We start from the raw sequence: 12,301 nt of genomic DNA on the forward strand, positions 1-12,301 counted from the left end.
GAATCCAAGGCATCTACGCTAAGCGACGGTGCCTTGGATTCCCGCCTGCTCGGGAAGTCATTTCTGCCAGTGGTAGGAATGACGGTTTTGCATTTAACGGTACCGGTGAGAGCGCCTGACGCCCTGGTTTTACGGCGCTGCCTGGTCTTTTTCCTGATCCCGCTCCGGATGACACTGCGGGCACGATTTTTCATACACATACAGCGGCGACAACTGGTCGCGCGGCGTCACCACCGCGCGGCAGGCGAAGCACTGCACCGTTGTTACCGTCGCCTCCAACTGCGGATTGAGCGCGGTGCGGTAATCGAACACGAAACAATCGCCCTTGTAATGGGCGCCGCCGACTTCCTCGAAATACTTCAAAATCCCGCCATCGAGCTGGTACACGCTCTCGTAGCCGATATTTTTCATGTGGATCGCCGCCTTTTCGCAGCGGATGCCGCCGGTGCAAAACGTCACCACGGTCTTGCCCTGCAACTGCTCGCGGTGCTGCGCCACCACCTCGGGAAACTCGCTGAACTTGTCGATCCGGTAGTCCAGGGTGTTTTCAAACGTGCCCACATCGACCTCGAAGGCATTGCGTGTTTCCATCATCACGACCTCGCGGCCTTCATCGTCGATGCCGTTGTCGAGCCAGCGCTTGAGCGTGCTCGCCTCGACCGCCGGCGCGCGCCCCTTTTCGGGCTGGATCAGCGGCATGCGCATGGTGATGATTTCTTTCTTGATCTTCACCAGCATGCGCTTGTGCGACTGCTCTTCCGAATAACTTTCCTTGACCTCGATATCGGCAAAGCGCGCGTCCGCCCGTACCCACGCCAGGTACTCGTCGATGTGCGAGCGCGGGCCGGACAGGAACATATTGATCCCTTCCGGCGTCAACAGAATCGTGCCCTTGAGCGCCAGGCGCTTGCAGATATCCTGGTACAGGGGACGCATTTCCTCAATGTTGTCGAAAGTGACAAATTTGTAGGCGGCGATATTGACGTGAGCGGCAGCTGCGGCGATGGCGGCATGCGCTTCAGCTTGTAAAGCAGTATTAGCTTGCATGGGAGCGAAGGATCGGTGAACGATCGGAAAACGGGGAAGCCGATATTATAGAACAATGTCCACGTTGGCATCAGGGGTATGTGGCGCCGCCACGACCTTTTCTCGCGCAAGCCGCCAGCGCGGTAAAATAGCACTCTTTGTACAGCAGGCGAAACACACATGAGTACCGATGTCATCGAAGCCGGGAGCGCCACGCTCGCCGCGCCAGCCAAGCCGGCCGCACCGGCCTTCGTCCACCTGCGCGTGCACTCCGAGTACTCGATCGTCGACGGCCTGGTGCGCATCGACGACATCGTCGCCGCCGCCGCCAAGGACAAGCAGCCGGCGCTGGCCATTACCGACCTGGCCAACCTGTTCGGCATGGTCAAGTTCTACAAATCGGCGCGCGGCAAGGGCATCAAGCCGGTCATCGGCGTGGACGCCTGGATCACCAACGACGACAACCGCGACAAGCCATCGCGCCTGCTGCTGCTGGCCAAGAACCGCATGGGCTACCTGCAGCTGTGCGAACTGCTCTCGAAAGCCTGGCTGAGCAACCAGCACAAGGGCCGCGCCGAAATCCGCCCCGAGTGGCTCGACGCGCTGGCCAGCAGCGCCTCGACCTTGTCGCCCGGCGAGAACCAGGCCAATGGCCTGATCGTGCTCTCGGGCGCGCACTTCGGCGACGTCGGCACCGCCATTGAAAACGGCAACCTGGCGCTGGCCGAACGCTGCGCCCAGCGCTGGGCGGCGGTCTTCCCCGGCCACTTCTACATCGAAGTGCAGCGCGCCGGCCAGCCCAACCAGGAAGCCCAGGTGCGCCACGCGGTCGCGCTGGCCGCCAAACTGGGCCTGCCGGTGGTCGCCACCCACCCGATCCAGTTCCTCTCGCCCGAAGAATTCATCGCCCACGAAGCGCGCACCTGCATCGCCGAAGGCGAAATGCTGGCCAACGCCAAGCGCGTCAAGCGCTTCAACGAAGAGATGCGCTTCAAGTCGCAGGCCGAGATGGCCGAGCTGTTCGCCGACATGCCGGCGGCCCTGGCCAACTCGGTCCAGATCGCCAAGCGTTGCAACGTCGTGCTCACGCTCGGCAAACCGCAACTGCCGAACTTCCCCACGCCGCCCGGCATGACGATCGACCAGTTCCTGGTCTCCGAATCGCAGGCCGGCCTGGAACAGCGCCTGCTCCACCTGTACCCGGACCCGGTCAAGCGCGAAGCGGCGCGCCCGCGCTACGAAGCGCGCCTCAAATTCGAGACCGATACGATCTGTAACATGAAGTTCCCCGGCTACTTCCTGATCGTGGCCGAGTTTATCAAGTGGGCCAAGGAAAACGGCGTGCCGGTCGGCCCGGGCCGCGGTTCGGGCGCCGGCTCGCTGGTGGCGTATTCGCTTCTCATCACCGATCTCGATCCCTTGCAGTACAACCTGCTGTTCGAACGCTTTTTGAATCCCGAACGCGTCTCGATGCCCGACTTCGATATCGACTTTTGCCAGGAAGGGCGCGACCGCGTCATCCAGCACGTCAAGGACTTGTACGGCAAGGAAGCGGTCTCGCAGATCGCCACCTTCGGTACCATGGCGGCCAAGGGCGCGATCCGCGACGTCGGCCGCGTGCTCGATTTCGGCTACAACTTCTGCGACGGCATCTCCAAGCTGATTCCCTTCAAGCCGGGTAAGCCAGTGACGATCGCCGACGCCATCGAAGAAGAACCGATGCTCAAGGAGCGCCTGGAAAACGAGGACGAGGTCAAGCAGTTGCTGGCGCTGGCGCAGCAGGTCGAAGGCATCGCCCGTAATATCGGCATGCACGCCGGCGGCGTGCTGATCGCCCCTGGCAAGCTCACCGACTTCTGCCCGCTGTACACCCAGGGCGGCGACTCCGGCGTGGTTTCGCAGTACGACAAGGACGACGTGGAGGCTGTGGGCCTGGTCAAGTTCGACTTTTTGGGCCTGACCACGCTCACCATTCTCGACCGCGCGGTACGCTACATCAAGCAGCTCGACCCGGCCAACGCCGACTTCGCGCTGGAAAAGCTGCCGCTCAACGACAAGGCGTCCTACGAGTTGCTGACCAAGGCCAAGACGGTCGCGGTATTCCAGCTCGAGTCGCGCGGCATGCAGGGCATGCTCAAAGACGCGCGTCCCGACCGCTTCGAGGACATCATCGCGCTCGTGGCGCTGTATCGTCCCGGCCCGATGGACCTCATTCCCGACTTCTGCAAGCGCAAGCACGGCGAGCGTTTCGACTATCCCGACCCGCGCACCGAATCCATTTTGTCCGAAACCTACGGCATCATGGTGTATCAGGAGCAGGTCATGCAGATGGCGCAGATCGTCGGCGGCTACTCGCTCGGCGGCGCCGACATGCTGCGCCGCGCGATGGGCAAGAAGAAGGCCGAAGAGATGGCCGAGCACCGCGAGATCTTCCGCGCCGGCGCCGCCAAGGATGGCCTGACGGCCGAAAAGGCCGACGAGATTTTCGACTTGATGGAAAAGTTCGCCGGCTACGGCTTTAACAAGTCGCACGCCGCCGCCTACGCGCTGCTGTCGTACCACACGGCCTACCTGAAGGCGCACCACACGGCCGCCTTCATGGCCGCCAACTTGTCGCTGGCGATGGACGACACCGACAAGATCAAGATCCTGGTCGAGGACTCGCTGGAGGTATGCGGCCTCACGCTCCTGCCGCCCGATATCAACCATTCCGACTACCGCTTCATGCCGGAAGGCCCGCCACCGTCGGTCACCGGCAAGCGCGTCACCAACATCCGTTACGGGCTGGGCGCGGTCAAGGGCTCGGGCCAGTCGGCGATCGAAGCGATCATCGCCGCGCGCACCGCCGGCGGGCCGTTCACCGACCTGTTCGACTTCTGCAAGCGGGTCGACCGCAAGCAGATCAACCGCCGCACCATCGAATCCCTGATCCGCAGCGGCGCGTTCGACTGCTTCAAGGTCGACCGCGCGATTTTGCTGGCCTCGGTGCCGTTCGCGGTCGAAGTGGCCGACCAGGCCTCGGCCTCGGTCAACCAGGTCAGCCTGTTCGGCGGCGACGACAGCGACCTAGTGGCCCCGCCCGAGTATGTGAAAGCGACGCCGTGGACCGACCGCCAGAAGCTGTCGGAAGAAAAAATCGCGCTCGGGTTTTACCTGTCGGGGCACATGTTCGATTCGTTTGCGACCGAGGCGCGGCGCTTCGCGCGCACCAAGCTGACCGACCTGGAACCGTCGCGCGAGCCGCGCATGATGTGCGGCGTGATCACCGGCGTGCGCACCCAGATGACCCAGCGCGGCAAGATCCTGATCGTCTCGCTCGACGACAAGAGCGGCACGGTGGAAGTGACGGTGTACAGCGAAGTGGTCGAGTCGAACAAGAACATCTTCAAGGAAGACGAGTTCCTGGCGGTGGTGGGCAAGGTGTCGGAAGACCGCTTCAACGGCGGCTTGCGCATCACGGCCGAGAAGGTGTTCGACCTGACCTCGGCGCGCGTGCACTACGGGCGCCAGCTCGGACTGTACTTGCCGGGCAAGGTGGCCTCGTCGAAAATCGCCGAAGTGCTGCAACCGTACCGCGCCCAGAGTGGCGGCGGCTTGCCGGTGGCGATGCGGGTCAAGCCGCAGGGCGTCGATTGCACCTTGCAGTTCGGCGACGACTGGAGGGTGGCGCCGTCGGATGCGTTGACCTTGGCGCTGGAGCAGGTGCTGGGGGCGCGCGAGGTCGCGGTCGAGTACTAAGCGCCGACGCTACACAACCGTTATCCGAGAAACCGTCGTTCCCGCCGCGGGAACGACGGTTCTTAGGCAAGCGAAAACTCGGTACCAAGACGGCCTACGCAGAAAAAAGACGAACTACATCACAACCCCAGCGCCGCCTTTTGAGTCCTGCGCAATCGCTTCCACACCTTGATCTTGCGACTGGCCGTCTGCCTGGCCCGGAACACAAAATTCCCCGCCAGCGCGCGTTCCACCTGGCGGATCATGCGTGCATCATGCTCCCTGTCGATCGACACCGTCTGCCCGGCCCGCACCGCCGCCAGCATGCTGGCGCAGTCGCCGAACAGGCTCTCCACGAACACCGACTTGATGAACGCGCGCACGCGGCGCCCGCTTGCGCGCGGCAGTTCGTACGAATCCTTGACCACGCGGATATAAAAATACCCGGCCGCGATATCGAAGTGGGTTTTCACCGACGGCGCCACCCCAAGCCGCTCCAGGTGCCCGCGCGCGACCGGCAGCGCCCCCGCAAGGTCCATGCACCAAGTCTCCGAAATGAGCTTGGTGATGCTGTCCGGGTGCTGGCGGTAATCGATGATCGCGTGCGGCAGGTACAGCAGGCTGGCGCACTGGCTCAATAGCCGGGGCAGGGTGGACATGTCCTCGAATACGCGCCCTGGCGGGAACACGGGCGCCTCCAGCTGCTCGTACACGGCGCGCTTGAAGACTTTGGCCCACACATACATCTGGCGGTCGGCAAAGAAGGTATTGAGAATGGTGGCCTGGTCGCGCAGCAGCCCAGGCGGATAGCGCAGGCCGACCCGGTGCGATTTGTCTTCCTGGTCCGGCAGCCACACGCGGAAGTCGCAGGCGATGACGTCCGGATGATGCGCGTCGATGGCTTGCTCGAGCGCCGCCAGCGAGCCTGCCAGCAGGCGGTCGTCGCTGTCGACGAACACGATGTACTCGCCGCGCGCGCAAGCCAGGCCCCGGTTGCGCGCCATGGCGATGCCCTGGTTGTCCTGCGCCAGTACAGTGCACGCCATGTCGCTGCGCGCCTCGATTAGTGCACGCGCGCGCGCCAGGGTGGCGTCGCGCGAGCCGTCGTCGATGACGATCAGCTCATGGCGTGGGCCCATCTGGTCCAGCACCGATTCCAGGCACGCCGCAATGAAGTTCTGCACGTTCCAGGCGGGGACGATGATGCTCAATAGCGGCTGCGGCGCCGCAGCGTGCGTGACCATGGGTGCCCGGGCTAGCGCGCCAGCCCGACCGGCGCGCGAATGATCTTGTCGACCTGGCTCTGGTACACCAGCTTGTCGTGATGCGCCGCCTGGTCGCGATTGCGCTCCTTGTGCCACAGGTGGAACACCTCGGTGGCGAAGGCGCCGTCCTTGCGCCGCACGCCGGCGTTAAACAGGCGCACCACGAAATCGGCATCTTCATGACCCCAGCCGGAGAACGATTCGTCGAAACCGTTCACGCGCTCGATGTCGCTGCGCCAGGCACTCATGTTGCAGGACTTGATGCGGCGCATGGTAAAGCCGCGCCGCACCCGCCCCAGGTCGGGCAGGCGGATCGCCAGCTGCAGGATCTTCTGGATATTCCCGGCGCGCCAGGCGCGCCACCACACGCCCAGCCCCGCCTCGTGCAGGTCGCGCTGTTCGGCCAGGGCGGCGCGGGTAAATTCGGGACACAGCAGCACGCGGCTGCCGGTGATCATGCAGCCTGGCTGCGCCAGGCGCCGGTGGCTGGCCACGAAATCCTTGCGCGGCACGCAGTCGCCGTCGAGGAAAATCACGTAATCGCCGCGCGCCGCCAGCACGCCCTGGTTGCGCGCGCGCGCCACGCGGAAACCGTCGTCAGGCTGCCACACATGCACCAGGCGGCGCTGCGTGCCCGCCGCGATGCGTTCGACGCAGTGGCGGGTCGCCTCGGTCGACCCATCGTCGGTGACGATGATCTCGAAATCCTCGTCATCCTGCGCCAGGCAGGCGCGCAGCACCGCTTCCAGGGCATCGGGCCGGTTGTAGGTGGTGACGATCAGAGAAATGGTGTGCGGACGTGACAAGATGGACTCCCGGTGAAACGACATTCACTGCCAGCGGCAGCGCCCAACGCGTACATACCTATTATACGTCCCCGCCGCGCAAGGTCCAGCGCTTACGGCATCAAAGCGCTCATCCACGCGCGCCATGTCACGCCAGTCCGCGCAGTGCGCGCACGGTGTGCTCGGCCGCGCGCTGGCGCACCAGCGCACGGTTGCTCGAGGCTTCGTCGCGCGCGTTTTCGCGGTGCCACAAATGAAACACTTCGGTGGCGAACGCGCCATCCTTGCGGACCACGCCGGCGTTAAACAGGCGCACCACGAAGTCGGCGTCCTCGTGCCCCCAGCCCTCGAAGCTTTGGTCGAAGCCGTTGACGGTGTCGATGTCGCTGCGCCAGGCCGCCATGTTGCAGCCCTTGATGCGGCGCCAGCTGAAGCGTTTTTGCACCCGCCCCAGGTCGGGAAGCTTGAACAGCAATTGCAGCACCTTGTTGAGGTGCCCGCGCGCGCGCAGGGTCAGCTTTTCGCCGACAGCGAGCGTGTGCAGGTCGCGCTTGTCGGCCAGCACGCGCTGCGTGAAGGCGTCGTCGAGCAGGATGCGGCTGCCGGTGACCATGCAGCCCGGCTGCGCCAGTGCGCGATGGCGCGCCACGAAATCGCGTTGCGGGATGCAGTCGCCGTCGAGCAGCACGATGTACTCGCCGCGCGAGGCCAGGATGCCCTGGTTGCGCGCCATCGCCAGCCGGAAGCCCTGGTCCGGCTGCCACACATGGCGCAGCGGCACCGTCGCACGCGTTTGCAGGCGCGCGACACAGGCGCGGGTCGGCTCGCCCGAACCGTCGTCGGCGATGATGATTTCGAACTGCCTGTCGCTCTGCGCAAAGCAGGCGTCGACCACGGCTTCGAGCGCGTCGGGCCGGTTGTAGGTGGCGACGATGATGGAAATGAGGACGTCGGCGCGCATCTAGCTACCCTGCCAGGTGAACTTGCCCGGCGGCGTCTGGTGGCGTGCGCTCACATACAGGGAGCCGGCCAGCAGCAGGAACCAGTAGGCTTCCGTCACATCCCACAGCAGGCTGTTGAACGAGGAGCTGACCACATAGATCACCCACAGCAGCACCAGCGCATCGGCATGGAAGGAGCGCGTGCGCAGGGCCGGGCGCAGCAGGCTGCCCAGCATGGCGAAATACAGCAGCAGGCCGGGCACGCCAAGCTGCGCGGCGATCAGCAGGAATTCGCTGTGCGGCTGGTGGCGCGTATGTCCGAGTTCGTCCTCGGGCCAGTCGCGCAGCGCGGTCGGCGCATACACCTCGGCGAACGAGCCGGTCCCGAGGCCAGCGAGCGGGTGGGCGGCGATGATGCTTGAGCCGACCCGCAGATAACTCATGCGCAGGCCGTTGGGCGAGCGTTTCTGGTCGGTGCGCACCTCGGTGATCAGGTCATCGGTGCGCAGCTTGAAGTTGTTCGAGCTGGCGTAAAAACCTACGAACAGCAGCACGATGGCCGCCATGCCGCAACTGGTGCGCAGCAGCGTAAAGCGCACCCGCAGCAGGAACAGCACCACCATGCCCACGAACAGGGCGACGTAGCCGGTGCGGCCCTGGTTGAGGAAAATGATCGGAACGCTGAACAGGATTCCGGCCGCCACGCAGGCCACGCGCGCCCGCGCGCCCTGCACGTAGGTGGCGCCGAGCAGGCAGGTCACCGTCGCAAAACTGAGCAGGATGCCGATCGTGATGTGATTCTTGAACGAGAACGAATCCTTGGCGGTGCCGATGCGCCAGTAGCCTTGCGGGGAGGCGGGCATCAGGTCGTGCCAGACCAGGTAGTTCGAGATGGCCAGCACCGCCGCCCCGCCGAAAAAGGCGGCCAGCGCGCGCCCTGGCATGCCCGGGTCGCGCAGGCTGGTGGCCACCGCGATCGGCAGCACCAGCAGGCGCGAGTATTTTTTCAGGGCCGAGACGATATCGGCCGGCGGCCCGATCGACCAGCTGGCGCCGAGCACCAGCAGCGCCAGCAAACCGAAGGCCAGCAGCGCCGGCGGCGCGCGCAACGCGGCCCGCAGCGCAGCGCTGGTGTACAGGGCGGCGCCGAAACAGAGCACGCAACAACCGGCAAAGACATTCGTCAGCCAGGTGGAAAACGGTACGCAAAACAGCGCCAGCAAGAGCAGGTACTGAACCGCGCGCTCAAGCCGTGAAATCGGAAAACCGGGAGAATCTTGCATTGTAGCAATAGCCTTGTTAAGCGACCTGGGTCGTGCATGCCGCGCGTTGAGCGTGGCGATAGCGGGCGCCGTCGTGCGCGGCGCCTGCCCCCCTAAAATTTGTTCGCCATTTTACAGTACGGTCCGCGGGTGGCCCGGGGCGGCCGGATGCGCGCGCGGGGAAGCGGCGGCGCGGCCGTATTTGGCGTCCCCGCGCTGTTTGTAGTGGCCGCACCCGGACCGCGTGTGCGAAAATGTCGAGCCTCTGGTACAGGCTGCGTATTTACAGGCGCGGCATGCCGCAACCGGACCAGGCTCTGAAAGAGAAAACGATGGAAAATAGTGTCATAGTCCGGCGCCTGCTGGCTATCGTCAAACCGTACCGTGCGCGCGCGCTGATGTCGCTGCTGGCCATGGCCGGCACCGCCGTCACCGAGCCGGCGCTCGGCTACGCGCTGCAACTGCTGATCGACAAAGGCTTCGGTCCGCACCGGGTCGAATTTTCGCTGTGGCTGGTGCCGCTGGTGCTGCTGTCGATCTTCATCGGGCGCGGCATCTTCACCTTCTCCACCGCTTACCTGAACAACTGGGTGATCAGCCGCGTGCTCAACGACCTGCGGCGCATGGTGTTCGACCGCTTGCTGCGCCTGCCGGTGGCGCGCTTTCACGAAGAATCGACCGGCAAGATCATCAACGTCGTCATCGGCGACGTGCGCCAGGTGGTCGACATGATCAATTCCGTGTTCGTGGCCTACGTGCGCGATTCGCTCGTCATCGCCGGCCTGTTGCTGATGCTGATGTGGACCAACTGGAAACTGACCCTGATCGCGCTGGTCGTCATGCCGGTCACCGCCGCCATCGTGCGCACCACCGCCAAGCGCATGCGCCGCCTGAGCCGCGACAACCAGCGCGTGACCGCCGAAATGACCCAGGTGGTCGAAGAAGCGGCGCGCGGGCACCAGGTGATCCGCGTGTTCGCCGGCGAGCGTTACGAGCGCGAACGGTTCGAACAGCGCAGCGGCGCGCTGCTCGGCTTCTCGCAGCGCATCACGGTCGCCAGCGCCGCCACCGTGCCGATCACCCAGAGCGCCACCGCGCTGGCGGTGTCGGTGGTGATCGTCATCGCCATGAGCTCCGGGATGACCCAGGGAGAATTCATCAGCTTCATCACCATGATGCTGATGCTGCTCGCGCCCCTCAAGTCGCTGGTGGGCGTGAACGGTCCGCTGCAGCGCGGCATGGCCGCCGCCGAAACCGTGTTCGCCATGATCGACACCCCGGTCGAAGCCGATCCGGGCACGGTCGCGCTGGAGCGCGCGCGCGGTCATCTGCAGTTCCAGAACGTACAGTTCCGCTACACCGACAACAACCCGCTGGCGCTGAACGATGTCACGCTCGACGTGCTGCCGGGGCAGACCGTGGCGCTGGTGGGCATGTCGGGCGGCGGCAAGTCGACCTTCGTGAACCTGGTGACGCGCTTTTACTCGCCGCAGGGAGGGCGCATCCTGCTCGACGGCGTGCCATATGAAGACATCACCCTGCAAAGCCTGCGCGCGCAGCTGGCCATGGTCAGCCAGAACGTGGTGCTGTTCGACGACACCCTGGGCGCCAACATCGCCTACGGCGCCGAACGGGTCGACCCGGCGCGCCTGGCCGCGGCCATCAAGGCGGCCCACCTGGACGATGTGGTGGCGGCCCTGCCGGAAGGCGTCAATACGCCGATCGGCGAAAACGGCATGCGCCTGTCGGGCGGCCAGCGCCAGCGCGTGGCGATCGCGCGCGCCATCTACAAGGACGCGCCGATCCTGATCCTGGACGAAGCCACCTCCGCCCTCGACAACGAATCCGAACGCGCGGTGCAGGGCGCGCTCGACACCCTGATGGCCGGGCGCACCACGCTCGTCATCGCGCACCGTCTCTCGACCATCGAACGGGCCGACCGCATCGTGGTGCTCGACCAGGGGCGGATCGTGGAAGCGGGCCGCCATGACGAACTGCTGGCGCACGACGGCATGTACGCCAACCTGTACCGCCTGCAGTTCGCCAATAAGTCGGAAAACAAGGCCGAAGCATGAGCGAAGGACGCACCCTGGTCATCTCGCCGAACTGGATCGGCGACGCGGTCATGGCCCAGCCGCTGCTGCAGCTGTTGAAGCGGCAGCATCCGGCGCGTCCGATCGACGTGCTGGCGCCGCCCTCGGTGGCGCCGGCGTGGCGCGCCATGATCGAGGTCGACAGCGTGCTCGAAACCCCGTTCCGCCACGGCGCGCTGCAACTGCGCGAGCGCTGGCGCTACGCCAGGGTGCTGCGCGCGCGCGGCTACGTCGACGCCTACGTGCTGCCCAACACGATCAAGTACGCGCTCATACCCTGGCTGGCGGGCATCGCGCGCCGGGTCGGCTACAAGGGCGAGATGCGCTATGGCCTGCTCAACGTGGTCCATCACGACGATGCGCCAAAGCGCGCAATGGTGCCGTTCTACGCCGCGCTGGCCGGTGCGCCCGGGGTCGCGCTGCGCGCCGACGTGCCGCGCCCGGCCATGCGCGTCGGCCCGGAGCAGGTTATCGAGGTGCGTGCGCGCCACGGCATGGGAGGGGCGGGGCGGCTGGTGGTGTTTGCGCCGGGCGCCGAATTCGGCGCCGCCAAGCGCTGGCCGGCGCGCCACTTCGCCGCGCTGGCGCAATCGGTGCGCGAACAGGACCCGTCGGCGCACATCGCCTTGCTCGGCTCGCCCAAGGACCGTGAAGCCTGCGCCGAGATTACGGCCCTCACCGGCACCGATGGTATCCACAACGTGGCCGGCGCCACTTCGCTTGGCGAAGCGATCGCGCTGATCGCCGGCGCGGCCGCGGTGGTGGCCAACGACTCCGGCCTGCTGCACATCGCCTCGGCGCTGAACCGGCCGGTGATTGCCCTGTACGGCCCGACCGACCCCGACCACGCCCCGCCGTTTTCCGACGTCGCCCGCTCGATCTCGCTGCGGCTGGCCTGTTCGCCGTGCCGCCAGCGCGAATGCCCGCTGGGTCACCACGACTGCATGGAAAAGCTCGAGCCAGGCATGGTCTGGCAGGAGCTGCGCCAGATGTAACCCCACCCCGGTGTCAGGTCTGACATTCGGACACGAGCTCGACTTTAGATGGGAGAACCATGCGGCCCACTATTGAGCCCGTGTCCGAATGTCAGACCTGACACCGGGTTTGACACCGGGTTTGATCAATACCTGGCGCCAAGTTTGACCATTTAAGGTCGAGGCCGTGTCCGAATGTCAGACCTGACACCGCAGTGGGAGGTGAAATGTGGCGCCG

General features: G+C 65.2%; 8 protein-coding genes. 3 read left to right on the plus strand and 5 right to left on the minus strand.

The features are described 5' to 3' along the window. Positions 1 to 129 precede the first annotated feature (129 nt). Positions 130 to 1,047 carry a sulfurtransferase gene (locus tag F2P46_RS12795; RefSeq protein WP_166889801.1) on the minus strand — a complete coding sequence of 306 codons (918 nt, stop codon included), beginning with the start codon at positions 1,045 to 1,047 and terminating at the stop codon, positions 130 to 132. A 159-nt stretch (positions 1,048 to 1,206) separates the two neighbouring features. On the opposite strand from F2P46_RS12795, the gene dnaE reads away from it, so the two are divergent. Then, positions 1,207 to 4,764 (plus strand): DNA polymerase III subunit alpha, encoded by a 3,558-nt coding sequence (gene dnaE / locus F2P46_RS12800; protein WP_166889804.1) that lies wholly within the window; start codon positions 1,207 to 1,209, stop codon positions 4,762 to 4,764. 119 nt (positions 4,765 to 4,883) lie between these two features. On the opposite strand, the gene F2P46_RS12805 is transcribed toward dnaE, so the two are convergent. The 4 genes from F2P46_RS12805 to F2P46_RS12820 all read right to left on the minus strand — a co-directional run bounded on the left by F2P46_RS12805 (position 4,884) and on the right by F2P46_RS12820 (position 9,017). Beyond that, positions 4,884 to 5,987 (minus strand): glycosyltransferase family 2 protein, encoded by a 1,104-nt coding sequence (locus F2P46_RS12805; protein ID WP_166889807.1) that lies wholly within the window; start codon positions 5,985 to 5,987, stop codon positions 4,884 to 4,886. Positions 5,988 to 5,998: 11 nt separating this feature from the next. Further along, on the minus strand, positions 5,999 to 6,814 hold the full coding sequence (locus tag F2P46_RS12810) for a glycosyltransferase family 2 protein (RefSeq protein WP_229476652.1): 816 nt from the start codon (positions 6,812 to 6,814) through the stop codon (positions 5,999 to 6,001). A gap of 127 nt (positions 6,815 to 6,941) precedes the next feature. Beyond that, positions 6,942 to 7,754 carry a glycosyltransferase family 2 protein gene (locus F2P46_RS12815; protein ID WP_166889813.1) on the minus strand — a complete coding sequence of 271 codons (813 nt, stop codon included), beginning with the start codon at positions 7,752 to 7,754 and terminating at the stop codon, positions 6,942 to 6,944. Further along, a complete protein-coding gene (locus F2P46_RS12820; RefSeq protein ID WP_166889815.1) occupies positions 7,755 to 9,017 on the minus strand; it encodes an O-antigen ligase family protein in 1,263 nt (420 codons plus the stop codon). Between the two features lie 311 nt (positions 9,018 to 9,328). Between F2P46_RS12820 and msbA the strand changes: the two genes are divergently transcribed. Both msbA and waaF read left to right on the plus strand, forming a co-directional pair. Next, entirely contained in the window at positions 9,329 to 11,071 is a 1,743-nt protein-coding gene (gene msbA, locus F2P46_RS12825; protein WP_166889818.1) for a lipid A export permease/ATP-binding protein MsbA, read from the plus strand. Continuing rightward, positions 11,068 to 12,084 carry a lipopolysaccharide heptosyltransferase II gene (gene waaF / locus F2P46_RS12830; RefSeq protein WP_166889820.1) on the plus strand — a complete coding sequence of 339 codons (1,017 nt, stop codon included), beginning with the start codon at positions 11,068 to 11,070 and terminating at the stop codon, positions 12,082 to 12,084. Before msbA ends, waaF begins: the two co-directional genes overlap by 4 nt. Positions 12,085 to 12,301 lie beyond the last annotated feature (217 nt).

The sequence above is a fragment of the Massilia sp. CCM 8734 genome, assembly GCF_011682155.1.
Classification (GTDB): Bacteria; Pseudomonadota; Gammaproteobacteria; order Burkholderiales; family Burkholderiaceae_D; genus Telluria_A; species Telluria_A rubra.

Coding starts and splice junctions, on each gene's coding strand:
- F2P46_RS12795 (WP_166889801.1), bottom strand. CDS start 1,047: ATGCAAGCTAATACTGCTTTACAAGCTGAAGCGCATGCCGCCATCGCC.
- dnaE (WP_166889804.1), top strand. CDS start 1,207: ATGAGTACCGATGTCATCGAAGCCGGGAGCGCCACGCTCGCCGCGCCA.
- F2P46_RS12805 (WP_166889807.1), bottom strand. CDS start 5,987: ATGGTCACGCACGCTGCGGCGCCGCAGCCGCTATTGAGCATCATCGTC.
- F2P46_RS12815 (WP_166889813.1), bottom strand. CDS start 7,754: ATGCGCGCCGACGTCCTCATTTCCATCATCGTCGCCACCTACAACCGG.
- F2P46_RS12820 (WP_166889815.1), bottom strand. CDS start 9,017: ATGCAAGATTCTCCCGGTTTTCCGATTTCACGGCTTGAGCGCGCGGTT.
- msbA (WP_166889818.1), top strand. CDS start 9,329: ATGGAAAATAGTGTCATAGTCCGGCGCCTGCTGGCTATCGTCAAACCG.
- waaF (WP_166889820.1), top strand. CDS start 11,068: ATGAGCGAAGGACGCACCCTGGTCATCTCGCCGAACTGGATCGGCGAC.